26 protein-coding genes are annotated in these 26,031 nt (G+C 62.8%); 17 read left to right on the top strand and 9 right to left on the bottom strand.

Going from position 1 to position 26,031, the window contains the following annotated elements:
• Nucleotides 1-17: 17 nt before the first annotated feature.
• Entirely contained in the window at nucleotides 18-452 is a 435-nt protein-coding gene (locus AC1DY9_RS04310) for a nuclear transport factor 2 family protein (RefSeq protein ID WP_477665876.1), read from the bottom strand.
• Between AC1DY9_RS04310 and AC1DY9_RS04305 the strand changes: the two genes are divergently transcribed.
• The gene (locus AC1DY9_RS04305; protein WP_477665875.1) at nucleotides 451-645 is read left to right on the top strand and encodes a hypothetical protein; all 195 of its coding nucleotides are present in this window, start codon (nucleotides 451-453) and stop codon (nucleotides 643-645) included. The genes AC1DY9_RS04310 and AC1DY9_RS04305 overlap by 2 nt on opposite strands.
• 20 nt (nucleotides 646-665) lie before the next feature.
• Nucleotides 666-905, top strand: coding sequence for a hypothetical protein (locus tag AC1DY9_RS04300; RefSeq protein ID WP_477658292.1), 240 nt, complete (start codon nucleotides 666-668; stop codon nucleotides 903-905).
• A 21-nt stretch (nucleotides 906-926) separates the two neighbouring features.
• Here AC1DY9_RS04300 and AC1DY9_RS04295 read toward each other — a convergent pair whose 3' ends face one another.
• From AC1DY9_RS04295 to AC1DY9_RS04280, 4 genes are read right to left on the bottom strand one after another with little or no spacing between them, the layout of a single operon-like run.
• Nucleotides 927-1,232 (bottom strand): hypothetical protein, encoded by a 306-nt coding sequence (locus AC1DY9_RS04295; RefSeq protein WP_477665874.1) that lies wholly within the window; start codon nucleotides 1,230-1,232, stop codon nucleotides 927-929.
• 32 nt (nucleotides 1,233-1,264) lie between these two features.
• Nucleotides 1,265-1,945, bottom strand: coding sequence for a hypothetical protein (locus AC1DY9_RS04290; RefSeq protein ID WP_477665873.1), 681 nt, complete (start codon nucleotides 1,943-1,945; stop codon nucleotides 1,265-1,267).
• Nucleotides 1,942-2,967: an MlaD family protein gene (locus AC1DY9_RS04285; protein ID WP_457280602.1), complete on the bottom strand. Its 1,026-nt coding sequence runs from the start codon at nucleotides 2,965-2,967 to the stop codon at nucleotides 1,942-1,944. Before AC1DY9_RS04285 ends, AC1DY9_RS04290 begins: the two co-directional genes overlap by 4 nt.
• 40 nt (nucleotides 2,968-3,007) lie before the next feature.
• Nucleotides 3,008-3,814 (bottom strand): MlaE family ABC transporter permease, encoded by an 807-nt coding sequence (locus AC1DY9_RS04280; RefSeq protein WP_457280601.1) that lies wholly within the window; start codon nucleotides 3,812-3,814, stop codon nucleotides 3,008-3,010.
• A 102-nt stretch (nucleotides 3,815-3,916) separates the two neighbouring features.
• Here AC1DY9_RS04280 and AC1DY9_RS04275 point away from each other — a divergent pair, with 102 nt between their 5' ends.
• Complete coding sequence (locus AC1DY9_RS04275) at nucleotides 3,917-4,567, top strand: LysE family transporter (protein ID WP_477665872.1); 651 nt, start codon at nucleotides 3,917-3,919, stop codon at nucleotides 4,565-4,567.
• Between the two features lie 87 nt (nucleotides 4,568-4,654).
• Here AC1DY9_RS04275 and AC1DY9_RS04270 read toward each other — a convergent pair whose 3' ends face one another.
• The gene (locus AC1DY9_RS04270; RefSeq protein ID WP_477665871.1) at nucleotides 4,655-6,127 is read right to left on the bottom strand and encodes an aminotransferase-like domain-containing protein; all 1,473 of its coding nucleotides are present in this window, start codon (nucleotides 6,125-6,127) and stop codon (nucleotides 4,655-4,657) included.
• 198 nt (nucleotides 6,128-6,325) lie between these two features.
• Between AC1DY9_RS04270 and AC1DY9_RS04265 the strand changes: the two genes are divergently transcribed.
• The 3 genes from AC1DY9_RS04265 to AC1DY9_RS04255 are packed head-to-tail and all read left to right on the top strand — an operon-like array spanning nucleotide 6,326 to nucleotide 7,891.
• On the top strand, nucleotides 6,326-6,682 hold the full coding sequence (locus AC1DY9_RS04265) for a hypothetical protein (RefSeq protein ID WP_477665870.1): 357 nt from the start codon (nucleotides 6,326-6,328) through the stop codon (nucleotides 6,680-6,682).
• 47 nt (nucleotides 6,683-6,729) lie between these two features.
• The gene (locus tag AC1DY9_RS04260; RefSeq protein ID WP_457280597.1) at nucleotides 6,730-7,365 is read left to right on the top strand and encodes a LysE family translocator; all 636 of its coding nucleotides are present in this window, start codon (nucleotides 6,730-6,732) and stop codon (nucleotides 7,363-7,365) included.
• Nucleotides 7,366-7,414: 49 nt separating this feature from the next.
• Complete coding sequence (locus tag AC1DY9_RS04255) at nucleotides 7,415-7,891, top strand: RidA family protein (RefSeq protein ID WP_477665869.1); 477 nt, start codon at nucleotides 7,415-7,417, stop codon at nucleotides 7,889-7,891.
• A gap of 12 nt (nucleotides 7,892-7,903) precedes the next feature.
• Here the strand turns inward: AC1DY9_RS04255 and AC1DY9_RS04250 are convergent, their stop codons facing one another.
• Entirely contained in the window at nucleotides 7,904-9,064 is a 1,161-nt protein-coding gene (locus AC1DY9_RS04250) for a PQQ-dependent sugar dehydrogenase (RefSeq protein WP_457280595.1), read from the bottom strand.
• Nucleotides 9,065-9,308: 244 nt separating this feature from the next.
• Between AC1DY9_RS04250 and AC1DY9_RS04245 the strand changes: the two genes are divergently transcribed.
• Nucleotides 9,309-10,010 carry a C40 family peptidase gene (locus AC1DY9_RS04245; RefSeq protein WP_477665868.1) on the top strand — a complete coding sequence of 234 codons (702 nt, stop codon included), beginning with the start codon at nucleotides 9,309-9,311 and terminating at the stop codon, nucleotides 10,008-10,010.
• Between the two features lie 91 nt (nucleotides 10,011-10,101).
• Here AC1DY9_RS04245 and AC1DY9_RS04240 read toward each other — a convergent pair whose 3' ends face one another.
• Both AC1DY9_RS04240 and AC1DY9_RS04235 read right to left on the bottom strand, forming a co-directional pair.
• Entirely contained in the window at nucleotides 10,102-15,024 is a 4,923-nt protein-coding gene (locus tag AC1DY9_RS04240; protein WP_477665867.1) for a beta strand repeat-containing protein, read from the bottom strand.
• A gap of 41 nt (nucleotides 15,025-15,065) precedes the next feature.
• Nucleotides 15,066-16,769 carry a ShlB/FhaC/HecB family hemolysin secretion/activation protein gene (locus AC1DY9_RS04235; RefSeq protein WP_457280593.1) on the bottom strand — a complete coding sequence of 568 codons (1,704 nt, stop codon included), beginning with the start codon at nucleotides 16,767-16,769 and terminating at the stop codon, nucleotides 15,066-15,068.
• A 532-nt stretch (nucleotides 16,770-17,301) separates the two neighbouring features.
• On the opposite strand from AC1DY9_RS04235, the gene AC1DY9_RS04230 reads away from it, so the two are divergent.
• The 10 genes from AC1DY9_RS04230 (at nucleotide 17,302) to AC1DY9_RS04185 (ending at nucleotide 26,030) form a co-directional block, all read left to right on the top strand.
• Nucleotides 17,302-18,213 carry a glycosyltransferase family protein gene (locus AC1DY9_RS04230; protein ID WP_457280592.1) on the top strand — a complete coding sequence of 304 codons (912 nt, stop codon included), beginning with the start codon at nucleotides 17,302-17,304 and terminating at the stop codon, nucleotides 18,211-18,213.
• Between the two features lie 2 nt (nucleotides 18,214-18,215).
• On the top strand, nucleotides 18,216-19,340 hold the full coding sequence (locus AC1DY9_RS04225; protein ID WP_477665866.1) for a winged helix DNA-binding domain-containing protein: 1,125 nt from the start codon (nucleotides 18,216-18,218) through the stop codon (nucleotides 19,338-19,340).
• 166 nt (nucleotides 19,341-19,506) lie between these two features.
• The gene (locus AC1DY9_RS04220) at nucleotides 19,507-20,010 is read left to right on the top strand and encodes a (2Fe-2S)-binding protein (RefSeq protein ID WP_477665865.1); all 504 of its coding nucleotides are present in this window, start codon (nucleotides 19,507-19,509) and stop codon (nucleotides 20,008-20,010) included.
• Nucleotides 20,007-22,214, top strand: a complete 2,208-nt coding sequence (locus tag AC1DY9_RS04215; RefSeq protein WP_477665864.1) for a xanthine dehydrogenase family protein molybdopterin-binding subunit — start codon at nucleotides 20,007-20,009, stop codon at nucleotides 22,212-22,214. Before AC1DY9_RS04220 ends, AC1DY9_RS04215 begins: the two co-directional genes overlap by 4 nt.
• Complete coding sequence (gene soxX, locus AC1DY9_RS04210; RefSeq protein WP_457280588.1) at nucleotides 22,211-22,657, top strand: sulfur oxidation c-type cytochrome SoxX; 447 nt, start codon at nucleotides 22,211-22,213, stop codon at nucleotides 22,655-22,657. The genes AC1DY9_RS04215 and soxX overlap by 4 nt, the downstream gene beginning before the upstream one ends.
• 4 nt (nucleotides 22,658-22,661) lie before the next feature.
• Entirely contained in the window at nucleotides 22,662-23,135 is a 474-nt protein-coding gene (locus tag AC1DY9_RS04205; protein ID WP_457280587.1) for a SoxY-related AACIE arm protein, read from the top strand.
• Nucleotides 23,135-23,458, top strand: a complete 324-nt coding sequence (gene soxZ, locus AC1DY9_RS04200; protein WP_457280586.1) for a thiosulfate oxidation carrier complex protein SoxZ — start codon at nucleotides 23,135-23,137, stop codon at nucleotides 23,456-23,458. Before AC1DY9_RS04205 ends, soxZ begins: the two co-directional genes overlap by 1 nt.
• Nucleotides 23,455-24,228, top strand: a complete 774-nt coding sequence (gene soxA / locus AC1DY9_RS04195) for a sulfur oxidation c-type cytochrome SoxA (RefSeq protein ID WP_457280585.1) — start codon at nucleotides 23,455-23,457, stop codon at nucleotides 24,226-24,228. Before soxZ ends, soxA begins: the two co-directional genes overlap by 4 nt.
• A gap of 346 nt (nucleotides 24,229-24,574) precedes the next feature.
• The gene (locus AC1DY9_RS04190) at nucleotides 24,575-25,489 is read left to right on the top strand and encodes a Bug family tripartite tricarboxylate transporter substrate binding protein (RefSeq protein ID WP_477665863.1); all 915 of its coding nucleotides are present in this window, start codon (nucleotides 24,575-24,577) and stop codon (nucleotides 25,487-25,489) included.
• Nucleotides 25,490-25,664: 175 nt separating this feature from the next.
• Nucleotides 25,665-26,030 (top strand): nuclear transport factor 2 family protein, encoded by a 366-nt coding sequence (locus tag AC1DY9_RS04185; RefSeq protein ID WP_457280981.1) that lies wholly within the window; start codon nucleotides 25,665-25,667, stop codon nucleotides 26,028-26,030.
• Nucleotide 26,031: the final 1 nt, after the last annotated feature.

Genomic DNA, 26,031 nt, shown 5'->3' with positions numbered 1-26,031 from the left:
CCCGACTGTATAACGGCTCAGGCGGCCAGCGCGGGCGCCTCCAGCACAGCGCTCACCAGGGCGGTGTCGAAGTACTCCGTCAATTCTTTCATCTGCCCGCCTTCCATGCGGCAAACATAGCAATAGCGGTTGTTGTAGGCCTTGCCGGCATGGGTGGTAACTTGCCCGCGGAACTCGATGACGACCATGTCGCCGTCGGCCATCACGCGCCCTGTGGTGCTGACATAGGGCGTGGCGAACTGGGCAAACAGCGGCCGCAGCAGCTCGGTGACGACCGCCTGCTTGCCGCGGTAGGTGCGCGACCAGGGCGTGCTGCCCTCAAGGGTCCAGCAAAAATCATCTGCCATGGCGTCGACAAATGCCTGGCCGTTGCCTTTGTCCAGTTCAGCCATGACCTCCTGCATGCGCTGGCGGTTGGCGGCTGTGATGTTGTTGGTGGATGCTGCACTCATGATGAAACTCCTTGAAGGCTTCTTCGCACGGAATGCGAAGTGGATGGAGGCCGGCAACATTGCCGGGGCCCTGAAAGGATTGGAATACCTTGAGTGCACTCAAGGTCAAGCCCCCGGGGCCGGGTGCCGGAAAATTCACCATAAAATCGGCCGCCGGCGCAATGTGGGAAAGCGCAAACAGCTATTCTTTTAATAGCAAACCTACAATGGCGCATGAACCCCAAAAAGCCTGCAACGAGTGAATGGGTCGGCAAGATGCTGGCTGTACTGAAAACCGGCAACACCCCGGCAGCGCTGGCCCAGATCAAGGCGACCACCAGCAGCAAGGACTTGCAGCAATTGCACGCCGCGCTGGAAAAAGCGCAGCTGCTCAAACAGCTCAAGCCTGTCGACATTGCGATTGCCGACCAGCTCCAGGCGCTGGCCTCACCGCGGCTGAGCCGCTCTCCCTGAACGCTTCAGGTCCGCTCCCTTTCAGGCCGGACGAATTTCAAACTGCGCGTCGCCCATGTAGCGGTTGGGGCCCAGCGCCGCCGTCACGGCGGCCAGCTCGGCTGCCTGCCATTGGTTGAAGATTTCCATTTCGTCGCCTGACAGGACATCTTCGGCCGGCGCTTCGCCATACGTCGCCACCAGTTTCATGTAGGCCGCATACACCGGCCAGACCAGGCTTTCGTCTCCCAGCTCGGTTTCCAGCGCCGTCCTGAAGCGTTGCTCGGCGGCCTGCAGTTCTTCTGCGGAGGCGTCTTCATAGGCGTAAAGCCTGAGGCGGTAGCTCACGGTTGTTTCTCTCAAGGCAAAACGGACAAGGATCAGGGTGTTTGCGGTTTCACCGGTGCAGGCATGCCCTGCGTCAGCTCGATGCGGCGCCGCAGCTTTGCCGCTTCCTGGGTGTCGCCACCCTGCTCTGCCCGGCGCAGCTGAACGCCCAGCCAGGCCAGCAGCGGCCGGCGCCAGCCTTGCACAGACGCCGTATCAATCGCCTGGGTGATCACCGCAGGACTGGCTTTACCGGCCTGCAGCAGCACGCCGGCAGCCACCAGTTTCGACAAAGGGTCGGCAATGACCGCCACAGCGCCGGCGTCGCCGGCCGCGGCACGGCGCTGCGCTTCAGGCAACAGCGCGATGCCCTGCGGCTGTACCTGACCCTTGAGGTAATCAGCGTAGGCGCGCTGGGCATCGGTGGCGTCTTCACGCAGCTTCTCAAAGCCGGTGCACGGCTCATCAAGCACCAGGCTGGCAACCCGGGTGGCGCAGTGCAGCAGCTCGGCAGTGGCTAACAGCTCGGCCCGGCCGGAGCGTGTCAGCTGGGTGCGGGCACGCCCGAGTTCGGCCATCTCGACACGGCTGTTGCCTTCCATGTAGGCGGCCACAGAGCGGTCCATCGAACCTTTGGCCTCAAGTTGCCAATCGGGCGGTTGCGGGCCGCCGGCACAGGCGGCCAGCAGCAAGGCCGAAGTCAGCGTGGCGGTATGCGTAAAGGTGTTCTTCATGGCAACTTCATTTCCGCATCGCGGGCGTCTTTGGCGAAGGGCCATTTGCGGCTGATTTCGTTGATCAACCCCTCAACCTTGCGCAGGCTGGCTTCCACGTCGGCGCGCAGCGCGCCCAGGTCGTCAGTGGCATCTTTGGCGTTGCGGGTGACGGCCTGGGCGTCCTGCAGCAATGCATCCACTTTCTTGAGGCTGGTGCGGGCCTCGCCCAGCATGGCGTTGAGCTGAACCACGGTGGCCCGGGTTTCTGGCATCAGTCCCTTGTCGCCGAACACCTGGGTGTCGGTCTTGGCGGCCAGCCCGTCGAGTTTGGTGAGTAGCGAGTTGGTGCGCTCCAGCGTGGCAGCAAACTTTTTGGCCTCTGCCTCGCTGCCCAGCAATACCGTCAAGGCGCCGCCCGGCCCGTTCAACCGCTCCGTCAACGTCTGCAGGTTGGCCAGGCTGGTGCCCACCGCACCGCCGCTTCCCGTGAGGGTGTTGAGGTTTTCAATCAGGTCCTTGGCGGCAGCGATCACTTTGGGCACTTCGCCGGCCGCATCGCCCAGCAGCACGGTACGTTCCGCGCCGTCGGGCAGCGGCGGGTCGTTCAGCAGGCCGGTGTAGGCACGGATGTTGGTGCCGCCTACCAGGCCGCGCACCAGTGTGAAGACGCTGGTGGTGCGCAGCCAGTGGGCATCCTTGGAGGCGACATCCACCAATATGCGGGCCTTGCCGTCGCTGGCCAATTCGATGCGCTTGACGCGGCCTATCGGGAAACCCGAGAAAGTCAGGTCCATGCCAACCACCACGCCTTCGGAATCCTCCGCAATGAGTACCAGGCTTTGCGTGGACTCAAACGCCCCGCGCGCATACATCACATAAAGGGCCGAGCCCACCACCAACAGCAGCATGAAGAGCAGCAGCAGCCGGGCCTTGAACTCCAGGCTGGCGATCTCCGCCGGCGAAGACTCTGCCTCGCGCGCCGGCTGGAGCGGATCCGGCCGGCCGTGCTCCGGGGATGAAGGGTCGTGGGGTGAACTCATGGTTTGTTTTGGTGTTGTTTTTGGTATTTTTTTAAGCAGGTCAATAGTAGTTGCCGACCAGCGAAGCCACTTCAATCAGCAAAATCACGGCGAACATGCGCACGAGGCCGCGCATCTCGGCACTGGTGCGCACGCTGGCTTCGCCCATGCCGTAAAGCGCCGAGGCCATGGGGATCAACGACACGGCCAGGCAGAAGAACAGGGTTTTGAGCACAAAGATCAGCGTGACGGAAGGGCTGAAGACCTGGCCGAAGAGCCGGGTGTAGGCCGCCAGGCCCGACAAGGCAAAGCCGTAGGTCGCCATATAGGCCACCACCAGCGCGACCACACAGCTGAGCGCAGCCAGCGTGATGCCGGAGAACATGCCCGCCACCACGCGCGGCAGCACCTCGCGCCGCACCGGCTCGATGCCGCGCTCGCGCATCTCGTCAAGCTCACCGCTGGCCTGCATGGCCGTGAGTTCGGCGCCATCAGGGATGGTGCAGCGCAGCGCCACAAAAAGCGCCGCCGTCAGCGGAATAAGTTCAAGCACCAGCACACGGATGACCACCTGCAACGCGTACTGCGACAAGCCGTAGCTCAGCGCAGTCACCAGCACGATACGCGTGAGCACCACGGTGACCAGCGCGCACAGCAAGGTAAAGCCCAGAAGGATGGGCGCCGTGTTGATGTAGATGTGGCGGGACAGCACCGTGCGGCTTTGCGGGCTGTAGCTGGAAGGCGAGAGGGTCAACACCAGGATGATCGCGCCCAATTTCACCAGACGCCACCATTCGATCAGCCAGTGCTGGGCGGTGCGGCGTGTTTGCGAGAGGCGGCCTTGCCAGGATGATGCTGTTGAAGCCATTGGGCCATGATACCCGCGGGCTATTGCCTGTCCATGTAGGATGGCAGGCTTTCGCCCGGTGCGGGCGCCCTCTCCTCTCTCCCTTTTCACCACCGCTTCATCATGGCCATCGACACCTGGACCGCTTACTTCCTCGCCTCAATTCTGATCGCGCTCTCACCCGGCTCGGGCGCGGTGCTGGCCATGAGCCATGGCCTGAGCTACGGCATGCAGCGCACGCGTGCCACCATCGCGGGCCTGCAGATCGGGCTGGTGGTGATTTTGCTGGTGGCCGGGGCGGGCGTGGGCTCGTTGCTGGTGGCGTCCGAGCTGGCCTTCAGCGTCGTGAAAGTGCTGGGCGCGCTCTACCTCATCTATATCGGCTGGTCGCAATGGCGGTCATCAAACGGCATCGCGGCGGAAGATGCCGGCCCGGCAGCTGATGCGAACGGCATTTCAGCGCGCAGGCGCTTTCTCACCGGGCTGCTGACCAACGTCACCAACCCCAAAGGCATCCTCTTCATGGTGGCTGTGCTGCCGCAGTTCATCAGCCCCGCCCGGCCACTGTGGCCGCAACTGCTAGTGATGGCGCTCACGACTGTGGCAGTCGACACTGTGGTGATGCACGGCTACGCGTTTGCCGCGAGCCGCTTGCAAAAGCTCTTCAGGAATGCACGTGCGGTGCGGCTGCAAAACCGGCTGTTCGGCGGCATGCTGATGGCAGTAGGTGCGGGCCTGTTTTTCGTGAAACGCAGCCACGCTGCGGTGCATTAAGCGCATGACGCTATCAAAAAGATAGCTGCTCGCGCATATCCCTAAAGGGCTGGAGCCCTAAAATCCTCAAAATAGCAGCGCATGCCCTCAAGTCGGCCGGGGCCCAGCTTGCGCCGACACAATACCTGCCAGCTTGCGCAGGGCGCTGTCGGTCTCGCTGGAAAACGGTGAACCGCAACTGATGCGCAGGAAGTGGTCAAAGCGGTTCGAGTTGGAAAACATGGAACCGGGCGCCACCCGTATGCCCTGCCGGATGGCGGTGTCAAACACCGCCTGCGCGGACGTGCCTGCCGGCAGCTCCACCCACAGCATCATGCTGCCATGGGGCACTTGCAGCCGGGTTCCGGCGGGAAAGTGCGCGGCAATCGCTTCGGCCATCTGCTCGCGCTGCACGTTGAGCATGCGGCGCAGCCGGGCCAGGTGGCGGTCGTAGGCGCTGGAGGCCATGAACTCGGCCACGGCCAGCTGGCCCAGCATGTCGTTGGCGCGGCTTTGCGCATACTTGAGCATCTTGATGCGCGCCTGCCAACGCCCGCCGGCCACCCAGCCCAGGCGCAGCCCCGGCGACAGGGTCTTGCGCAGCGACGCGCAGTAAATCACCGAGCCGCTGCGGTCCCAGGCCTTGGCTGCCTTCAGCGGAATGTCGTCAGGCCCCAATGCGCCGTAGGTGTCGTCTTCAATCAATGCCACCTGCTGGCGCTCGCACAGCGCGACCAGCTTTTCCTTTTCGCTGTCAGGCATGACGCTGCCGAGCGGATTGTGGAAATTAGGGATCACCACCACGGCGCGTATGCGGTCGTGTGTCTGGAAGGCCAAATCCAGTGCCTCCACGGAAATCCCCAGCTTCGGGCTGGTGGGAATCTCCAGCGCGCGCAGGCCCAGGCTTTCGAGGATCTGCAGCAGGCCGTGGTAGGTGGGCGACTCGACGGCGACGGTGTCGCCCGGCCGCGCCACCGCGCGCAGGGCCACGTTCAGCGATTCAATGCAGCCGTGCGTGACCAGGATGTCTTCCGCTGACAGCCGCATGCCGGCCTCCAGCGCCCGCTTGGCCAGCACGGCATTGAGCGGTGAATCGTTGAGAAAGTCGGGCGGGTTCACCAGCAGCTGCGGGTGCTTGCGCAACGCACGCGTGGCGGCGTTTTTCAGGGCCTCGGCGGGGTACATCTCGGGCGAACCATAGGTGCCTGCCAGGTTGGTGACCAGCGGGTAAACATCGCATTTGGCGACGAAATCGGACACCCGGTCGTGGATGCCGACGTACTGTGCCGGGTCCAGCCTGTGGCCGCATTCCGGCTCGCTGGGCGGCTGGATATCCATCCGGCGACGCTTGAGCACAAAGTAGCCCGAACGCGGCCGCGCCTCCAGCAGGCCTTCGTCTTCCAGCGTGTGGCAGGCCTCCACCGCCGTCGACAGGCTGACCTGGTGCAGCCGCGTCAACGCCCTGACGGACGGCATACGCTGCCCGGGCGACAAAACGCCGGACTGGATCGCCTGGCGGTAATGGCTGGAGAGCTGTAGATAGAGCGGTTGCGACAGGGATGGCGAGGGTTGCATGTCCATAAACCGAATGATCCGTGAAGGGGAAGCGGGGACACAGCCACAGATGGGGCGAAATCAGACCATAACAGATGAATAAATAGCCATCTGTACCGATACAGAAAGGACTTGTTTGGCTCTGTCGGGATAGTGTCGGTCTCTTTAACCTTGGTGTCTCCTTCCCCCGTTTTTCCAGTTCACCCACCCATGAATGGAGCCGCCATGAAAGAGCAATTCGCCCCTCGCCACCTTCACCTGGACGCCGGTGAGTCCCTGTTTTTTCACACCCAAGCGGGCAGTGCCCTGATCAGCACCTCGGGCACGCTGCTGGTGACCGCCACCCCGCGCTGGCTTGCCGAGCAGGTCTTTCGCGACAGCATGCCGCTGGAGGCGGGACAGTCGCATACCGTCACCCAGACTGGATGGATCACGGTGACCGCCCAGCACGGGGGCGCGGCATGCGTGCTGAACCAAGCCCCGGCAAAAGCCCCGGGCCAGACGGGAAGCGTGCTTTTAAGGTACTTTTCAGGAGTCGTGAAGGCCGTGCGCAGCTGGTTGCATGGCGCCGAGGCGGCATAGCCGCCGCCGGAAATAAATCGCCTCATCATTTTTTAATTGATCTCACCATGACCACTTCCGCCTGGCTGCTCTTCATCACCATCTCACTTGTCACCGCGCTCAGCCCCGGGCCGGGCATTTTGCTGGCGGTTTCCAACGCCGTGGCCTGGGGGCCGCGCAAGACGCTGTGGAGTTCAACCGGCAATGTGCTCGGCGTGTTCGCCGTTTCTACCGCGGCCATGGCGGGCCTGGGCACCTTGCTGCACACCTCGGCCTGGCTGTTCGCTGTGCTCAAGGCCGTGGGCGCCGTCTACCTCATGTACCTGGGCTGGCGGCAGTGGACCAGCAAGACCTCCATGTTCGACACGCCCTTGCCGGCCGGGACATCCTCCGGAAAGAGCAATGCCGCACTGTTCCGGCAAGGCCTGCTGGTGGCGGTGACCAACCCCAAAAGCATCCTGTTCTTCACCGCGCTGTTCCCCCAGTTCATTCATCCGGAGGCGCCGATGCTGCCGCAATTTTTCGCACTGACCAGCGCCTTCGCTGCGTGCGTGCTGGTCTCCCACTTCACCTATGTGCTGTTGGCCAAACACACCCACCAATGGTTTGGCACGCCCCGCCGGGCCCGCATTTTCAACCGTCTCTGTGGCGGTGCGTTTGGCCTGCTGGGTCTGAGCCTGCTACGGCTCAAGAGCCCTGCCTGAAACACCCGCATTACGCTCCATCCAACTACATAAAGAGGAATTCCTGCCCATGGAAGATTCACGCGACACCCGGTTCGCCGCAGTGCAGGCCGAACTCGGCTACAGCTTTGACGGTGAGATCAAGATAGGCGGCAATTACGTGCCTGTCGTGCAGCACGGCGACCAGGTCTTTGTCAGCGGGCAGATTCCGCGCGTTGGCAATACCGTGGTCGTGACCGGCCGCGTAGGCTCGGAAACGTCTGTTCTGCAGGCCCAGCTGGCGGCAAAAATCTGCGCCATGCGCGCGCTGGCGCTGCTGCGGCAAAGCCTCGGCAGCCTGGACCGCGTGAAGCACATTCTGCGCATCACGGTGTTTGTGCAGTCGGCGCAGGATTTCACCCAGCAAAGCGAAGTCGCCGATGCCGCATCTGAAGTGCTGTATGCCGTGCTGGGCCCTGCCGGGGCCCACACCCGTACGTCGGTGGGCGTTGTTCAGCTGCCCAAGAGTGCGTCGGTCGAGATCGATCTCATTGCGGTGGCCGGCTAGGCCTGCCTGCGTTCAGCCACCGGGCAGCAGGCGTATGAGCTTGCCGTTGTTGCTGTCGGTCAGCACGTAAAGCAGCCCGTCCGGCCCCTGGCGCACATCGCGAATGCGATCACCGGCTTCAGACAGCAGCTTGCTTTCGCGCACCACCTTGCCGGAGAACGGCGACGCCAGTTCGATCCGGTCCAGGTAGCCGAACTTGAGCGAACCCACAAACAGGTTGCCGCGCCAGGACTTGCCGTAACGCTCACTGGTCAGGAACGCCATGCCGGAAGGCGCGATGGACGGCACCCAGTAATGCAGCGGCTGTTGCATGCCGGCCTTTTCGGTCAGGCCTTCGCCGATTTTTCCGCCGCCGTAGTTTTCGCCGTAGGTAATGACGGGCCAGCCGTAGTTGGCCCCGGCCCTGGGAAGGTTGATTTCGTCGCCGCCCTGCGGCCCATGCTCATGCATCCAGAAGGTGCCGTCGGGCCCCAGCGTCGCGCCCTGGGCGTTGCGGTGGCCGTAGCTCCAGATTTCAGGCAAGGCCCCCGCTTTGCCGACAAAAGGGTTGTCTTGGGGAACCGAGCCGTCCTTGTTGATGCGGACAATCTTGCCGTGGTGGTTGTCCAGCTTCTGGGCGTCGTCCTTGCGGCTGAAGCGCTCACCCAGCGTGAGAAAGAGCTTGCCATCGGGCGCGCCGTTCGATGCTGCGCGGCTTTCCACGATGCGGCAGCCGAAATGCGCCGTGCTGGCCACCTTGGGCTTCTGGCTGAAGATGATCTTGACGTTCTCCAGCCGGGTGTCGTCAGCACTCAAGCTGGCGCGTGCCAGCGCCGTGCTGTTGCCGTTACCGGTGGCAGCCGGCTCGGAAAAGCAGAAATACAGCGTTCGATTACGGGCAAAGTCGCTGTCGACCAGCACGTCCAGCAAGCCACCCTGCCCGCCGGCGGCAATCTCTGGCAGGCCCGCCACCGGCGCGCCCAGCTTGCCGCCCGGCCCAACGACTCGCAGGCGGCCGGGGCGCTCCGTGACCAGAAAACGCTCGCCCGGCAAAAAAGCCACGCCCCAGGGGTTCTCCAGGCCCGCCGCCACGGTTTCAGGACGAACACTCTGAGCCTGGGCGGGTTGAAACAGCGTGCTGGCCGCTATTAAAGATATAGCAGCTTGCGCCCGTTGGTATTGGTTTAAAGCCATATTTCACCCTAAAAAAAGCCCCCGAAAGCACATTGATCGGCCCATTCACGCCCATTTGACCGGGAAAACCGCCTTTTGATCATGTCCAAGCGGGGGCCAAGGCGGTGTAAAACATGGCATACAGGGGTAATAAATCGGGTAATCCCCTACAAATTCGTTACAAATCAATGGCTTGTCAACGTTATCAAGAAACAACATGAGTTGACGTAGGACTAATCCGTCAAGTATGCTTGGCGCCATGCGAATGATTGCCCCTGCCCTCGTCATAGCCTCTGCCGCCCTGCTGGCAGCCGGCGCACATGCGGCACCCGGCAATTCAGGCGGCGACAACGACATGGACAAACTGCTCGCCGACAAGGGCCTGCTGACCCAGATTGACAACGTCCGCCACAGTGTCACCAACAAGGCGTCCGAGCTGGTCGTCAACGCCATGGGCTTCCTGGGCGTGCCCTACAAGCGCGGCGGCAACACCGTTGAAACCGGGTTTGACTGCAGCGGTTTTGTACGCGCCATTTACGAACAAAGCGTCGGGCTGCTGCTGCCCCGCCGCGCCGAGCAACAAGCCGCCGCCACCCAGCGCATCGACAAAACCGAATTGCAACCTGGCGACCTGGTGTTTTTCAACACCATGAAGCGCGCTTTCAGCCATGTCGGCATTTATGTCGGCGACGGCAAGTTCATCCACTCGCCCAAGCCCGGCGCTGAAGTGCGCGTCGAAAGCATGGGCGTGAGCTACTGGCAGCGCCGCTTTGACGGCGCCCGCCGCGTGCAGCCGTCCAATGGGGTGGCACAAGAGGCCACACCCCGCGCGGCCGTATTGCCCGCCCGCCCGCAGCAGCCGCAAGCCACCGCGCCGGACAAGCCATCCGTTCAGGCGGCAGCCCCGCAGATGTCGGCTGCGCGGCAGGCTGAGCTGCTGATGCAGCAGGACCAATACCGGAATTAAATCGAAATCAAGGGTGCAGGCGTCGCATCGGCGCCAATCTTCGGGTCAAGCTCAGGCCCTGCACCCAGCCCGGCAATTCACCGGCCAATCCTCATTCCTTCTCTTTTCCATTGCCTGGTGACATGTCCAGCTCCACGGCCTGGCCGTTGTCGATGGCATCGCCTGCTTTGGCAGGGGTGCTCGAAACCAGAGAAGTCGTACCTTCACCGGCCAGCGCCAGTTGAAGCGTCGGCGTAGCTGCCCCTGCACTGTCAGCCCCGGCCCCGGCGTTGTCAGCCACGTTATTGCCGGCCGGAATCACGCGGTTATTTTCCGCATTGGATGAAAGTTGCTGGTTGCCCTGCGGCTTGCCGTTGACATTAACGAGGCCGCTGCCCGAATTGGTCACCTGCCCGAAGCTGCCGCTAACGCTGCCTTTTGGCGAATCAATGCTCACCTGGGCGGATGTGCCGGAAATTTGCACCTCGGTGACGGCCTCCACGGCCATGATGGGCGCGACCACGTTGGCCACCACGGTGTCGCCAGCCAGCGATGCCGAGTTGCTGGCAGTGACCACGACATTCACGTCGCCCTGCGCCTGCACCACCACATTGTTACCGGAGATGTTGCCGCTGACGTTGCCGGTGCTGCTGCTGATCTGCACATTGCCCTGGCTGGTGGTGGTGCCGCTTACGTCGCCCTGAGCCTGCACCACCACGTTGTTGCCGGTGATGTTGCCGCTGATGTCGCCGGTACTGCTGCTGATCTGCACATTGCCCTGGCTGGTGGTGGTGCCGCTTACGTCGCCTACGGCGGCCACCGCCACTTCGCTGGCGGTGACGTTGGCCGAAACGTCGCCGCCGCTGGTGACCTGGACGGCACCCAGGCTGATGGTGGAGCCGCTCACGTCGCCGCCGGCGTTCAGGGTGTTGGACTGTGCAGCGTCCTGCCCGCGCAGCGTGTGGTTGCTCAGGGCAACATTGCCGAGTGCGTCAATGCCGTAGCCTTTCACCCACAAGGTGCTGTCCAGGCTGAAGTCACTGGCCACAACCTCAAACCGGCCGAGCGCGTTGGTTTCCGTGCCGCCCGTCACCATGTGCACATTGCCGCGGGTGCTGCCCGAGCCTGCGACGAGCCGCAGCGCGCGGGCTGCGCTGCCGGCGTTTTGCACATCGCCGTTGAGCGTAATGTTGGCGCCCAGGGTTGCCAGCGTTGTGTCGCCCAGCAGGTTCACCGGGGCATTGAACAGGATGCCACCCGCACCGTCAACCGTGACGTTGCCACTGATGCCGGAGCCGCCCGCGCCGGCATTGAGCGTCAGGCCGTGCAGGGTCGAGCCGCCGAAGTACAGGTTGTAGGGGTTGTTTACCACCACGTCCTCGGCGTAGGTACCGGCGCCTACGCGGATATTGGCACCGGTTGCCGCATTGCCCATGGCCGTCCCGATGGATAGCGCCTGTGTCCCGCCGCCCAGCAGATTGCCGATGCCCACCTGGAAGTCCTGTGTGGCCTGCGCGCCGTTCCAGCCCTGAACGTAGCTGGAGCCCGCGTTACCCAGATTGACGGCATAGTCCAGGGCGTTTTGCTGCGAGGCCTGCAGCCAGGTGTACTGGTAGCTGTTGTCTGCTGTACCGGCATTGCGTACGGCAAAGTCAAAGCCCGCGATGCTGAGTGCGCCAAAGTTGCGGCTCGCTGATTCATCCTGCATGTACACCGGATTGCGTTCGGTAAAACTGTTGCTGTTCGCCACCGTGATGTTGTTCACCTGCTGGTTGTAATGACGGTTGGCCTGGTAAAGCGCCAGGCCGCCCCAGGCGTTGTTGCGGGTGGTCGAATTGCTGACGGTGACGTTGGCGCTGTCGGTCAGCTGTATGCCGGCGCCCTGCGTCGTGCCGGTGTTGTTGCCCACCGGCGCACCGTCGGCCGTCACACGGTCTATCAGCGCGCCGTCAACGCCATTGAGGTCCAGCTCGGCCCGGCCCGCGCCGCGGCTGGTGACATTGCTGATGGAGAAGTTGCGCAGCCGCGCTGATGCGTCTCCGACGGGCGCTACCTTGATGCCGTAGGACCCGGCTACGTTGGCACTCGGGCCGTAGAGCGTGAAGTCCTTGAGTGACACGTTGTCGGCGGTCACGTTGATGCCGTAACCACTGACGTCGTGTGCGTCAATCACGGTCGATCCCTGGCCCGAACCGGCCAGCGTGACGCTACGGTCGACCACCAGCGTGGAGGGCTGCACATAAGTGCCGCCGCCCACATTGACCGTGCCGCCGGCAACCACGGCATTGACGCCTCTCTGGATGCTGCCGCTGGCCTGCGTGACGTAGACATTGCCGTCCGTCCAGGTCACCAGGCCTCGCCCGGTGGTATCGAGTGCATGGGTCACGCGGTCTTCGATGGCAAAACCGTCGGCCGCACCGTCGAAGACGGCGCCGCGAGCATCAACCGCAACAGCGTCCACCGAGATGTCCTGCCCGTTGTTCTTGAACTGGGTGCCGCCGCCGATGGCGACCGTGGGCTGGCCGCCATGGCCATTGCTCATGGTTTCAAAGCGTATGCCTGTCCGGCTGGAACCCTCGATGCTGCCGCCGGAGATGTTGACGCTTTGCAAGCTGGCCGGTGCGGCCATGTAGTCGGCGCTGTCACCGGCGATGCCGCGTGTTTTGATGACCACCGCCGCAGCCGTCGGATCACCCGAACTCGCGCCAGAATTTTTGACCGTCACGTTGTCAAAATTGATCGCATTGAAGTTGTCGTATTTCAGGTTGATGTCGATGCCGGCGCCATAACGTTTATGCAGCGATGAAGATGCAGGCGCCCCATAGTTGCCGGCATTCAAGACGGTGACGTTCCTGAGAGTCAGGTTGTTCGCGGTTTCAAGATAAAAGCCCTTGAAGCTGGGGCCGTCCACCGTGACGTTCTCAAACAATGCATTCTCAAAAGAGCCCGTGGCCACCGGAGCGCCACCGACCATCTGGTAACCGTTGTAGGTCTGCACACCGATCTGTCCGCCGGTGATGGTGCTGTTGAGCATGCGGAAGTTGTCGGCCCGGGTCGTGGTGCCGTTGCGCATGCCGAAGGTGTTGTTGTTGAAAGCCACGCGATTGACGGTCACGTCGTTGGATGTACCGTTGATGCGCAAGCCGTACAGGTAGTCGGCAATCGACAGGTCGGAGAGCGTCACGTTGGAAGCATTGTTGATAGTGACCGCGTCGCCGGTGCCAGCCGAGGCGGACTGCAGCACCGTCTGCCCCACCCCCGCGCCGTCCAGCGTCAGCGACTTGGTGATGCTGACGCTGCCGCTGTAGCTACCGGCCGCCACGTTCACCGTGCCGCCCGTGACCACGGCATCCACGCCGCCCTGGATGCTTCCCAGCGGGGTGAGTACGCTGCCCTGTGCGCCCGAAGAGCCCGTGGTAGCCACCGTCACGTGCGTGCGGTTGGACGAGGTGTACGCCTGGTCCTGCACGGACCAGCCGCCATTGGCCGCGCTCAGGTCCAGCAGAGATTGCTGCTGTGACAGGGTAGGAGCGGCAGCGATGGGCGTGCTGTTGGAGACAGGGTTGGGATTCGATCCAACCATGTGCCCGTTCAGGTGCAGGTTCAGGCCCCACTCGTTGCCCACCGGGCCCTGGCTGTTGCCGGCCATGCCAATGCCGCTGCCGTCGGTGTACTGCACAGAGATGGCGCTCTTGGTATTTTCAATCCGGTTGCCTGTCACACTGCCCGTGTTGCGCCCGTCGATCAGGATGCCGTTGCGCACATCATGGATGTTGTTGTTGCTGATCGTGAAACCGGTGACGCCATTGGCCACGGCAATGCCGCGGCTGATGTTGGAACCCCACGCATAACTTGTGTAGGGCTGGTTAACCGGCCCGGCGATCTCCATCCCGGTCACCGTCACATTGTTGGCGGTAATGCTGATGCCGTTGACCTGCCCGGCATCGGGCACCACGATTTTTGCGCCATCCAGGCCTGTCAGTGTCAGGTTGGCCTTGTTCAGGGTGACCTGCTCGGCATAAGCGCCTCCGTGAACATCTACAGAGCCCCCCGCTCCTGGTGTGCCGGTCTTTGAAATGTTGACGGCGTCCTGGATACGTGCCCCGCTGTACACATCGACCTGGCCTGCATTGCCGCTGACCTGGGTTGCGTCCAGTGCCGACTTCAGCACCACCGTATGGCCGTTGACAACGATGGCATTGCTGGCTTGCTGAATGCCCTCCAGGTTGATGACGCCGGACAGCAGATTGGCGGCATCGCCCACGCCCAGCAAGAGGGTCGCGCCGTTCAGGCTGGCATGGTTCATATTGGACACGCTCAAACCCGTTGCACCGCCCGGTATGGCGAACTCATACAGCCCGCTGTTGAGCGACACCGTGGTGACCGTGGCGGCGGTCGATCCGGCCAGGGCAATCGTGCCGCCGGTGGCGGTGATGCTGCCGTGGTTGGTGACCGACGGCGCGACCAAAGCCACCAGGCCGGCATTTTGCGCGGTGATGCTGCCATGGTTGGTGATACTGCCGACGGCCCCGGTGATCTGTGCGCCGCCGGTGTTGATGAAGTTGTTGACGTCAATGTTGCCCGTGGTGGCAATGAGCGAGCCCACATTGATCACGGCGTTTTGCCCGAACATCACACCATTGGGGTTCATCAGCATCACTGTTCCGTTGGCCGAAAGGCTGCCCAGTATTTGGGAAGGGCTGGCGTCGCCTGTCACGCGGTTCAGCATGGCCGAGCTTGCGTTGGGCTGGTTGATCTGCACCATCTTTCCGGGGTTGATGTCGAACGAGCCCCAGTTAACCACGGCGCGGTCGGTTCCCTGGTTGATGGTGAGCTGGTTGCCCGACACCGAGCCTGAGGCCGTGCCGGAAAACACCGTGCCGTTCTGGGGAAGGCCTGCGCCACCGGCGATGTCAACCGGCCAGCCTGGCGGCGAGAACAGCATGGCGACCGCCGCCGGAAGGGCTTTCAGCGCAAAAGATCGCCGGCGCCGGACGGCAGGAAAAATACGCGGGGGGTTCAGCTTAGCGTTCATGGATCACCTCTTGAGGCAAAGAAAAGTCATTGAACAAATCATCAAAAGCGCACCAGCAGCGTGCCCAGTAGCCGGGGGTCTTTTCCGTGGGGCTGATAACTCGCGATGGGTTTGGTCAGGGGCCAGGCGATCTCGACCGCAGCCACCACGTTCCTTGGAAGGAAGAGGCGAGTCCCCAGCCCTGCCGATGCCAGGCTCTGGCTGTTGGGCATGCCCACACAAGTACAGCCCACCGTCCAGACCTTGCCGATGTCATAAAAGGCAAAGAGCTGCCATGACCTGAAGCCCGCGAAGTCCGAGGAACCGGAATAACGAGGTTCGGCGCGAAACGCCAGCCCGCGCTCGCCCACCAGTTCAGCAGGCTCGTAGGCCCGCCCAAACCGCCGGCCGCCCACCGCATACTGCTCGGACGAAAGCAGGGGGGTGTTGGCCCACTGCCCGCTCAGGCCCAGCGTAAGTGCAAGGTTCGAAGCAAGGGGCTGGGTACGCTCGTAATCGAAGGTAAGTTTGTTGAACACCCCTTTGGCCCCTGCCCGGCTTTTGAGCGGATCGGATTCCCGGGTGCCACCCAGTCCCTGGCTGAAATCCACATCCAGCGAGTTCTGCCCGCCCAGGCGGTCAAGCACCCGCCACCCAAGCCCCAGGCGCAGCACACGGAGATGGTCTTCAATCACCCGGGTGCCCAGCACGTCGGTTTGCACGTCGGTGTGCTCATACGTTGCCCGTGCAGTCACGCTCTCATTGCGGGTTCGAAGCAGCGGATACGCAGCAGAGACCGTCATCGTGTCCGCGTTGCCACGCATATCAAACGGCGTCAGGATGTCGCCTGGACGTGTGCGAGCCCTGGACACGGCAGCGGACAGTTTGAGACCCTCTGTCGTGACTACCTGGCTATAGGAAATTTGTGCATAGGCCAGCTCGGAGTTGCCGCTGCTCATGCCCCGAAAGCGCCACTGGTCGTTGACGCCCAGCAACTGGTTGATGTTCACTTCCACGCCGATCTCGGCGGGGCCGAGGTATTTCGACCCATAGTTGTCGGCGGCAGCGAAGCCCTCGACTTTCTTCACGCTGGCGATCAGTGTGAGGTCAGCCGCACCCGGCGCATGCGCAGGGGCCAGCACGCTGCGCAACTCGACACCCGGAAAATCATTGGCGATCAGGAGGTAGCGCTCAAGCACGGGGCCCTGAATGGGCCGCGACGCCCTGATCTTCTCGCCGATGGCTGCGAGCTGCTCCTTCACATGGGCACTGACATCGTCCCCTGCCTGAATGTTCACCTTGTCGATGTAGCCCTCAACCACACGCAGGGTGAGCGTACCGTCGGCGAGAGACTGCGGCGGCACCACCACCAATGACAGGATGTAGCCTGCGTTACGGTACATCGCGGTGAGCGAAGACGCGAGTTGCAGAATCTCGCTGCCGGTAATCTCCCGTCCGGTATAGCTGTCCGCATTCGCCTGAAGAATGCCACCGGGCAGCACGGTACTGCTTTCAATATCAATGCGCCTGAGCGTGACCTTAATGGCCCTGAGTGATTCAGGCAAAGGCCCTGTTGGCTCGGTCCTGATTTCCGGAGGTGCCGCTGAGGCGCCGGGCTCAGGCTGGAAATCAAAGCGCTCGCGAACCCGGCCGGGGTCAATGGTGGATGGCGCCTGCTGCGCCAGCGCAGTTGTCGCAATGACCATGAGCACAGAAAAAGCACCAGTCCACATCCTGTGCACGCCCACATGATCGATACGCTTCATCGCCAGCCCCGTTGAAAATCAAGGTTTCCGAAGTGCCTGCAGGTGTTGTGATTCGACACTTGCGGGCTGTATTTTTTGTGAACTAATTCACGGTAACCAATTGTGAAACCTGATACAAGGGAGAAAAAGTGATTAATTACCAACAGTCTTATGTAATGATTTCGCCCCAATTTTTTCAAAAAGGGCTTTTCTGCACACATTACGCGGCCCTATTGGTTACATTTAGAGCCAGAAAGACATACATTCAGTTACCTTTGACTTACTGAAAATCTTTCTTGCCGGTGAAGAATTCCCCAGGAAATCCAGGTACGTTGTGTAAAGTTTTGCCGCAGGTCCCCGATACCGCGCACGGATGGCATTGCCGGAACGACAAGCGCCGCCATTCGGACCGTCGAACGGCGATGACAACAGATCACAGCGGCAATGACTCCTGGGTCTATTTGCGGATCGCCAACGCCTGCTTGGCCCTGGCCACCTTGGCGCCTTGCGCTATAAGCTGAAGAGCAACACAAAGAAGCCGCAGGAAGACGCGTTGAAAATCCACATCTACACCGACATCGACACCTTGTTTGGCAACGCTTCGCGCTTGTGGATGGACGTTTTGGTGAAGGCAGGCCATGACGTGGAGTTCATTGACCTGGGCACCAGCACCGACGCGCCGTTGCCCGATGTCGGCCACTGCGACGTCAACCTGCTGATTGCCGGAATTTATGCACTGCCCCGTTTTTCCGTGCAGGGCCTGCCGCGCAACGGCAAGCACGTGCTGTGGATGTTTGATCCATTGACAAAGAATGCACTGGCTACCGTACATCGGTACAAGACCGATCTTTTCGACGCCATCGCACCCGGCTTGCACGCTGTGCTGGCGATGGATTCCTCCATAGCACGCTACCTCGCACAGCATTTCCCGGCACTTGCCACTTGCCAGCTGCCCTATATGGTGGCCGGCAAACATGTGCGAACGCCCCTTCCTGAAGCGCAGAGAACCCGCGACATCATCATGCTGGGCGGCGACACGCCCCGGCGGCGGGATGCCGAGCAATACTTCGCCGGCACGGCGCCCACCCTGAAGGCCGAATTCGTCTGGAGCGGCCTGTGGGGCGCCGCGCGCGACGCCTGCCGCGCCGGTGCGCGCATCAACCTGAACATCCATGCCGATCCGGAACACACGTACTTCGACCAGTTCCGGACATTCGAAAGCTGGGCGGCCGGCACGGCCGTCGTTTCCGACATCTTTGAAGGCGCTGAAGATTTCGGCATCGAGCCAGGCGTTCATCTGGTCATGGCAGACCTCAAGGACATGCCCCTGGCATGCGCCGACCTGCTGGCAGACGTACCCCGCCGCCAGGCCATGGTGCAGGCGTCGCAGCAACTGCTGCGTGAACGGTTTTCTTCCGCAGCCTGGCAAAGCCGCATGCTCGCCATGCTTGAAAACGTTGCCTGAGCATGGCGGAGATCTCGCGGCAGGAACTGCTCGCGCTGCGGCAGGCCAGCCAGCGCCTTGTTGCAACCGCCCCGCCTGGGGCCTCAAATTTCAAACGAACCGATCAGGCCGTGCAGTGGTTTGGCGCCGTGCAGGCACAGGAATATGCCCACGCCCGATGGGCAGTTGGCTCGCGCTTCACAACCGCTGCGGCCATCACCGACGCGTCGATTGAACAGGCACTGGCTCAACGCAAGGTGGTCCGCAGCTGGGTCCTGCGCGGCACGCTGCACCTGGTGGCGGCCGCCGACCTGCGCTGGCTGGTGGCCCTGGCCGCGCCGGCTTTGCTGACCCGCACCGCGGCAGCCTACCGTGAGGTCCAGCTGGATGAGGCAGCCTTCCGCAAAATCCTTCCGGCCATCCGGCGGTGCCTGGAAGGTGGCCAGCAGCTCACACGCCTGGAACTTTTTGCTGCACTCGCGCAGCATCGCGTCAACACTGAAGGCCATCGCGGAGGGCGCATCCTGTACCGCGCGGCCCAGGTCGGGCTGATTTGCCTGGGCGATCCGCGCGGCAAGCAGGCCACCTACACACTGCTCGATGAATGGCTGCCTCCCGGACCCGAAGCCGGCAAGGAGCTGCTTCGCGAGGACGCACTCAAACAACTGGCGCAGCGCTACTTCGCCAGCCATGGCCCCGCCACGCTGGCCGATTTTTCCTGGTGGTCAGGGCTGGCCGCCGGCGAAGTCAGGGCGGCGCTGGAGATGGCCGAAACCGGCCTGGCACAGGCACTGTTTGACGGGAACACCGTGTGGTGGTCCAAACGCACGCCTTTACCGCCGGCTGGCAAGCCCGCGCTTGAATTACTCGCCGGCTTCGACGAATACGTGCTGGGCTATACGGACCGCAAAGCCATCATCGACAGCGAACACGCCGGCAAGCTCATGACGCCCAATGGCCTGTTTCGCCCGGCGCTGCTGGTCGGCGGGCGCGTGGCCGGCACCTGGCAGGCAGAAATAAAAAAAGGCGCTGTCAGCATCAGCACCGCATCTTTCGCCCCACTGCCGCGCGGCAGCGTTGGCGCACTGCGGCTTGCCGCTCAACGCTACGCGGCTTTCACCGGCCTGCCGCTGGCAGAAGTTCGCTGACGAAAAGCGCCGGTCTCACAAGGGTTTACCCGGCCGAACTTTATTGCCAGGCGCAAGTCAGCACATTACTCGGGTATAGCATTGCCGGGTGCATTTGACATGCACCAGCGCTACTATCCCCCAGTCATCCGGCCCATCCTTCCTTCAAATATTGAGGAGCGCATCCATGGCAAAACTGAACGTCAACGGTACCGTGCGTGAGTTTGAAGTGGAGGACGACACACCGCTGCTGTGGGTCATCCGCGAACAGCTTGGGCTCACCGGCACCAAATACGGCTGTGGCATCGCGGCCTGCGGCGCCTGCACCGTGCACATCGATGGCGTGCCTACACGCAGTTGCGTGCGGCCCGTCTCGACGGTGAGTGCGACCGAAAAAATCGTAACCATTGAAGGTTTGTCGCCGGACGGCTCGCACCCCATACAAAAGGCCTGGGTTGCGCTGGACGTTCCGCAATGCGGCTATTGCCAGTGCGGCATGGTGATGACGGCAGCAGCGCTGCTCAAGGCCAAACCGAACCCGACGGATACCGATATCAATGAGGCGATGACCAACATCTGCCGCTGCGGCACCTACAACCGCATCCGCGCCGCCATCAAGGTTGTTGCCGCAGGTGGTAATACAAAAAGCGCGGCGCTCGCCATTCAGCACACCGACGGGAGCACGACATGAGCGCCACCCCCCTGCCCTCCGCAAACTCTCTGCGTCTCTCGCGCCGACGCTTCCTGGCCTCGGGTGCCTCGGCCGGCCTCATCGTCGGTTTTCACATTCCGTTCGCCGGCACGGCGACTGCCCAGGGCGCAGCCTCGCCGGAGATCAACGCCTGGGTTGTGGTGCGCCCCGACGACACGGTGGTCATCCGCATCGCGCGCTCTGAAATGGGCCAGGGCAGCCTGACCGGGCTCGCGCAACTTGTAGCCGAAGAGCTGGAATGCAACTGGGCCAAAGTCACCACCGAATACCCGACACCCGGCCAGAACCTGGCGCGTAACCGGGCCTGGGGCAACTTCTCTACCGGCGGCAGCCGCGGCATCCGCGAATCGCACGACTATGTGCGCAAAGGCGGAGCCACCGCCCGCATGATGCTGGTGCAGGCCGCAGCCGATGAATGGAAGGTGCCGGCGGCCGAATGCACCGCGGCCAGCAGCGTGATCACCCACACGCCATCGGGCCGCAAAACCACCTACGGCAAAGTGGCGATTGCGGCAGCCAAAGTGGCGCCGCCCGCCGAGGTCAAGCTGAAGGACCCGAAAGACTGGAAGCTCGTGGGCAAGCGACTGGCGCGCCTGGACACAATGGACAAAGTCACCGGCAAGCAGGTGTACGGCGCAGACCTGAAACTGCCCGGCATGCTCAACGCGGCCATCAAGGACTGCCCGGTGTTCGGCGGCAAGGTCAAAAGCTTCAATGCCGCCGCAGTTGAGAAACGCCCCGGCGTGAAGAAGGTGCTGGCAGTCGGAGACAGTGCGGTGGCCGTCGTGGCCGACACCTGGTGGCGCGCCAAGACCGCACTCGACGCGCTGCCCATTGAATGGGACAACGGCCCCAACGCTTCAAATTCCAGTGCCGGCGTGGCCCAGATGCTCAAGGCCGGGCTGGACGCGCCCGACGCAGCCGTCGGCAATCAGAACGGCGACGCCAAAGCAGCGCTGGCCTCAGCGGCCAGGCGCATCGAAGCGGTGTATTCCTACCCACACCAGAACCACGCGACCATGGAGCCCATGAATGCGACGGCACGCTGGACGCCCGAGCGCTGCGAAGTCTGGACGCCCACGCAAAACGGTGAAGCGGCTCTGGCGGCCACCTCTGAAGCGGCAGGCCTGCCGGCCGGCAAATGCGAGGTCTACAAGATTCACCTGGGCGGCGGCTTCGGGCGGCGCGGCGCGGTGCACGACTGGGTACGCCAGGCGGTGGACATTGCCAAACAAATGCCGGGTGTGCCGGTCAAGCTGCTGTGGTCGCGCGAGGAAGACATGCTGCATGGGCGCTACCACCCGGTTACGCAGTGCAAGCTGCAGGCCGGGCTGGACGCGCAGGGCAACGTCACCGCGTTGCACATGCGCATTTCAGGCCAGTCCATCCTGGCCGGCGTGGCGCCGCAAAACGTGCGCAACGGACTCGACCCGGTGCAGTTTCAGGGCCTCAACGCACCGGGGCCTGAAGCCTCCATTGGCTACAGCTTCCCCAACCTGCTGATCGACCATGCAATGCGCAACCCCAGTGTGCCGCCCGGCTTCTGGCGCGGCGTGAACCTGAACCAGAACACGATTTACCTCGAATCGTTCATCGACGAAATCGCGGTTGCCACCAGGCAGGACCCGCTGGCCTTGCGGCGCAAGCTGATGACGAACCACCCCAAGCACCTGGCCGTGCTCAATGCCGTGGCCGAACGCGTCAAGTGGAACGTGCCCCCGCCCGACGTCGGCGGCCAGAAGGTCTACCGGGGCCTGGCACAAACCATGGGTTTCGGCAGCTACGTGGCGGCCTGCGCCGAGGTATCGGTGAGCAGCGACGGCGTGCTCAAGGTCCACCGCATCGTGGCCGCCACCGACCCGGGCTATGCGGTCAATCCGCAGCAGATCGAGGCGCAGGTCGAAGGCTCCTTTGCTTACGGCCTGTCAGCAGCGCTGTTCGGCGAATGCACACAAAAAGACGGACGCATGGAGCAGGACAACTTCAGCACCTACCCCGTCGTACAGATGCAGCACATGCCGGCGGTGGAAACCATCATTGTCGCCTCGGGCGGCTTCTGGGGCGGCGTCGGTGAACCGACGATCGCGGTCGCCGCGCCTGCAGTGCTCAACGCCGTGTTCGCGGCGACGGGTAAACGCATACGCGACCTGCCGCTGAAGAACCACGATCTCAAGAAGGCATGAACTGGCATGGCGCCATCGCCGGCGGGGTGATGATGCTGGCGCCCTGGACCAGCTTCGCGCAACAATCCGTCCCGGCGCTGCAGGTTGTTGGCGACGCGATACCCCAGGCACTGACGGTCACGCCCGGCGACCCGGCACGCGGCCGCGCCATCGTCGCGAGCCGCCAACACGGCCTGTGCCTGCTCTGCCACACCGGGCCCATTCCCGAAGAGCGCTTCCAGGGCAACCTGGCGCCCGACCTGGCGGGCGCGGGCGCACGTTGGAACGAAGGGCAGCTGCGCCTGCGCATTGCCGACGCGCAACGCCTGAACCCGGCCAGCATCATGCCCGCCTACTACCGCAACGACGGCCTCGTGCGCGTGGGTACGGCCTGGCAGGGCAAGCCCATCATGAACGCCCAGCAAATTGAAGACGTGGTGGCCTTTCTGCTCACACTGAAGTGAACTCATGACCACAGCAGGCCGTTTTATTTCTTTTAATCGGCGCCAGATTCTGGCGGGCGCGGCCAGCATGGGCCTGGGCGTCGTTTTGCGTCCCGCAGCGGCGCAGGCCGGTGAGCTGGCGGCAGCGGTGGCGGCCTATGCCCAAAGCGCTCCGGTACGAGCGGGCAAAGTCAAGCTTGACATAGCCGAGTTGGTCGACAACGGCAATGTGGTGCCCATCACCGTCACGGTGGACAGCCCCATGACGGCGGCCGACCACGTGAAAAGCATTGCCGTCTTCAACGAGAAAAACCCCCAGCGCGATGTGGCCCGCTTCACGCTAGGGCCTCGCTCCGGCAAGGCCAGCGTGACCACGCGCATCCGGCTCGCCACTTCGCAGCAGCTTGTGGCAGTGGCGCTGATGAGCGACGGCAGCTACTGGTCGCACACCGTCAATGTCATCGTGACCCTGGCGGCTTGTATTGAAGGCGATCCCTGATGGCACGCACACTCATCAATGCCCCAACTACCGCCAGACGCGGTGAAGTCATCGAGATACGCGCGACCATAGGCCACCCGATGGAAACCGGCTTTCGCGCCGGCGAGGACGGCAAGATCCTGCCGCGCAACATCATCAAGACCTTCAGCTGCCGCTACAACGGCGAACTGGTCTTCAGCGCCGAGCTGTTTTCGGCCGTCTCGGCCAATCCCTACCTCGCCTTCCATACCGTGGCCACCGAGAGCGGTACGCTGGTGCTTCGCTGGGAAGGCGACAACGGTTTTGCGCAGACTGAAAGCATCAACCTGGCCGTCACGGGATGACGCGCATCCCCGCGGGCCTTTTGTCTTTCCTGCTGGCATGCCATGCCGGCGCACAGACCGCGCCGCCAAAAGACCTTCGCCGTTCAGGCTTTGAGGACATGAGCGCATCCACCCAGGCCATGCAGAAAGACGATGCGCTGAATCCCGGCATGTTGTGGGTCAAGGACGGCGAAGCGCTGTGGAAACAGCCAACAGGTGCCAACGGAAAGGCGTGCATCAGCTGCCACACAACGCCGGACAGCATGCGCGGCGTGTCGGCGCGATACCCGGCGTTTGACATTCAACTCGGCCGGCCCATCACCTTGAGCCAGCGCATCAACCAGTGCCGCCAGCATCACCAGCAGGCCGCGCCACTTCGTCCGGAGAGCCAGGATCTGCTGAGCCTGGAAAGCTATGTGGCGCTGCAGTCGCGCGGCCTGCCAATATTACCGCCCGATGATGCCCGGCTGGAGCCTTTCCGCCAGCGTGGGCAGCAGCTTTTCGCGCAGCGCATGGGCCAGCTCAACCTGTCCTGCGCGCAGTGCCATGACGGTTTGGCCGGCAGGCGTCTGGCCAGCAGCCTGATTCCCGAGGCACATCCCACGGGCTACCCGGTGTACCGTCTCGAATGGCAGGCGCTGGGTTCGCTGCAGCGCCGCATCCGCGGCTGCATGAGCGGGGTGCGTGCCGAGCCGTTTGCCTATGGCGCGCAGGAGCTGGTGGAACTGGAGCTTTACCTGAATGCCCGTGCAAAAGGCATGGCAATGGAGACGCCGGGCGTGCGGCCGTGATTTGAGCGGCAGTACTGCGGATGCTATCAATTACATAGCGTATTGAGCAAATCCGGCGAGGGGCTGCTGCGCTTTTTACCATCTCAAAACCGGACCGTCCCGTTCGGGTCAGTGCCGGCTTTCCGTCACATGAGGCTTATCCCGTCACACGACCTGGGCCGGGAGGCACCTCCTGGTGCCAGCGTCGGGGCACAAAGAAAACCCGGCTCCAAAGCGCGAATGCCTGAACAGTCGAATTGGCACACAAGTTGCTGATCGCCAGATGTCATCAGCCGCTTCCCCGCTTCCCCGCTTTCAATCGTGTTGATGGTTGCCAATGCAGCCTTCAGCCCTTCAGGAGCATTCCATGAAACGTCGTCACGCCCTGGCCGCCGGCATCTCTGCCCTGACCGCTCCAGCATGGACAAGCGCCCAAAGCGCCTGGCCTTCGCGTGGGCCGATCAGACTGGTCGCGCAATTCCCACCAGGCGGTCTGGTTGATACCGTGTCACGCATGATGGCGCCACACCTGTCGCAGGCGCTGGGCCAGACCGTCCTGGTGGAAAACCGCGCGGGTGCGGGTGGCTTGATCGGCACCGACTACGTGTCCAAGCAGCCCGCCGACGGCTACACCCTGCTGGTCAGCCATGCGTCGGTGCACATCTATGCCACAGCCACCCGCAAAGTCATGCCCTTTGACCCGGTGAATGATTTTTCTCACATGGGCATGCTGGTCGAAGCGCCCATGGTGCTGCTGGTGCGTGCACAGTCGCCCTTCCAGACCCTGGAGCAATACCTGACGGCCGCCAGGACCCGGCCTGTGCGTTATGGCTCATCGGGCATCGGTTCTGCCAATCACCTGTTTGGCGAAATGCTCAAGATTGAAGGCAAGGCGCCCCAACACGACCACATCCCCTACCAAGGCAGCGCGCCGGCCATGCAAGACCTGCTGGGCGGGCAGATCGACAGCCTGCTCGATCCCATCACCACCAACGTGGCCCAACTCAAGGCGGGGTCCCTGCGCGCGCTGGCTGTCTCTACCCCGAGCCGCCTGCCAGCGCTTCCCAACATTCCGACCTTTGCCGAGCTCGGCTTTCCCAGGCTGACGGGTTCCCAGTGGCTGGGGCTGTCAGCGCCCAAAGGCCTGCCTGGGCCCATTCTTGCGCGGCTGACGGCACTGATCCCTGAAATTCTCGCCAAACCGGACATCGCAGCCAGACTGGAAGAAATCCAGACCCTGCCGCGCAGAATGCGGTGGTCGGCGCAGAGTTCGTTCAGTTGATCAATTCGCAGATCGACACCTGGCGCAGCGTGGCCAAGCTGGCCAACGTCGAGGTGATAACATGATTTTTCCGGCAACGACAGCCGCAGGAGCATCCTGATTGAGCAGCACTCACACCTTTTCCAGCGACACGGCAAGCGCTGCCGACGTGGTCAATGAGTTCCTCCGGCTCATCATGCTTCCTGACCCGGTGGCCGCCAGCCGGTTCACCGCACCCGGCATGAAGATTCTTTTCACCGGAGGCCGGGCCATGAGCGCCCCCGCTGAGTGCACCAAATTTAATGCATCGCGCTACAAATGGGTGAAAAAAAGGATTGAGCGCACCGAAACGGTTGCCGCTGGCTCAAACGGTGCCGTGCCCGACGAAGCGGTGGTCTACAGCCTGGGAACCCTGTACGGAGAATGGCCTGACGGAACGCCTTTCGAAGGCAACCGCTATGTGGACCGCTATGTCGTCAAAAGCGGGCTGATCACACACATGGACGTGTGGAACGACAGCGCCGAATGGCTGCTGGTGCGGGCAGGCCTGGCTGTGCTGTGAT

This window comes from Polaromonas sp. P1_F6 (genome assembly GCF_056405695.1).
Note: the sequence above shows the minus strand (reverse complement) of the source record. Positions and strands in the feature narration are given on the sequence as shown.

Coding starts and splice junctions, on each gene's coding strand:
- AC1DY9_RS04305 (WP_477665875.1), top strand. CDS start 451: ATGATGAAACTCCTTGAAGGCTTCTTCGCACGGAATGCGAAGTGGATG.
- AC1DY9_RS04310 (WP_477665876.1), bottom strand. CDS start 452: ATGAGTGCAGCATCCACCAACAACATCACAGCCGCCAACCGCCAGCGC.
- AC1DY9_RS04300 (WP_477658292.1), top strand. CDS start 666: ATGAACCCCAAAAAGCCTGCAACGAGTGAATGGGTCGGCAAGATGCTG.
- AC1DY9_RS04290 (WP_477665873.1), bottom strand. CDS start 1,945: ATGAAGAACACCTTTACGCATACCGCCACGCTGACTTCGGCCTTGCTG.
- AC1DY9_RS04285 (WP_457280602.1), bottom strand. CDS start 2,967: ATGAGTTCACCCCACGACCCTTCATCCCCGGAGCACGGCCGGCCGGAT.
- AC1DY9_RS04280 (WP_457280601.1), bottom strand. CDS start 3,814: ATGGCTTCAACAGCATCATCCTGGCAAGGCCGCCTCTCGCAAACACGC.
- AC1DY9_RS04275 (WP_477665872.1), top strand. CDS start 3,917: ATGGCCATCGACACCTGGACCGCTTACTTCCTCGCCTCAATTCTGATC.
- AC1DY9_RS04270 (WP_477665871.1), bottom strand. CDS start 6,127: ATGGACATGCAACCCTCGCCATCCCTGTCGCAACCGCTCTATCTACAG.
- AC1DY9_RS04265 (WP_477665870.1), top strand. CDS start 6,326: ATGAAAGAGCAATTCGCCCCTCGCCACCTTCACCTGGACGCCGGTGAG.
- AC1DY9_RS04260 (WP_457280597.1), top strand. CDS start 6,730: ATGACCACTTCCGCCTGGCTGCTCTTCATCACCATCTCACTTGTCACC.
- AC1DY9_RS04255 (WP_477665869.1), top strand. CDS start 7,415: ATGGAAGATTCACGCGACACCCGGTTCGCCGCAGTGCAGGCCGAACTC.
- AC1DY9_RS04250 (WP_457280595.1), bottom strand. CDS start 9,064: ATGGCTTTAAACCAATACCAACGGGCGCAAGCTGCTATATCTTTAATA.
- AC1DY9_RS04245 (WP_477665868.1), top strand. CDS start 9,309: ATGATTGCCCCTGCCCTCGTCATAGCCTCTGCCGCCCTGCTGGCAGCC.
- AC1DY9_RS04240 (WP_477665867.1), bottom strand. CDS start 15,024: ATGAACGCTAAGCTGAACCCCCCGCGTATTTTTCCTGCCGTCCGGCGC.
- AC1DY9_RS04235 (WP_457280593.1), bottom strand. CDS start 16,769: ATGAAGCGTATCGATCATGTGGGCGTGCACAGGATGTGGACTGGTGCT.
- AC1DY9_RS04225 (WP_477665866.1), top strand. CDS start 18,216: ATGGCGGAGATCTCGCGGCAGGAACTGCTCGCGCTGCGGCAGGCCAGC.
- AC1DY9_RS04220 (WP_477665865.1), top strand. CDS start 19,507: ATGGCAAAACTGAACGTCAACGGTACCGTGCGTGAGTTTGAAGTGGAG.
- AC1DY9_RS04215 (WP_477665864.1), top strand. CDS start 20,007: ATGAGCGCCACCCCCCTGCCCTCCGCAAACTCTCTGCGTCTCTCGCGC.
- soxX (WP_457280588.1), top strand. CDS start 22,211: ATGAACTGGCATGGCGCCATCGCCGGCGGGGTGATGATGCTGGCGCCC.
- AC1DY9_RS04205 (WP_457280587.1), top strand. CDS start 22,662: ATGACCACAGCAGGCCGTTTTATTTCTTTTAATCGGCGCCAGATTCTG.
- soxZ (WP_457280586.1), top strand. CDS start 23,135: ATGGCACGCACACTCATCAATGCCCCAACTACCGCCAGACGCGGTGAA.
- soxA (WP_457280585.1), top strand. CDS start 23,455: ATGACGCGCATCCCCGCGGGCCTTTTGTCTTTCCTGCTGGCATGCCAT.
- AC1DY9_RS04190 (WP_477665863.1), top strand. CDS start 24,575: ATGAAACGTCGTCACGCCCTGGCCGCCGGCATCTCTGCCCTGACCGCT.
- AC1DY9_RS04185 (WP_457280981.1), top strand. CDS start 25,665: ATGCTTCCTGACCCGGTGGCCGCCAGCCGGTTCACCGCACCCGGCATG.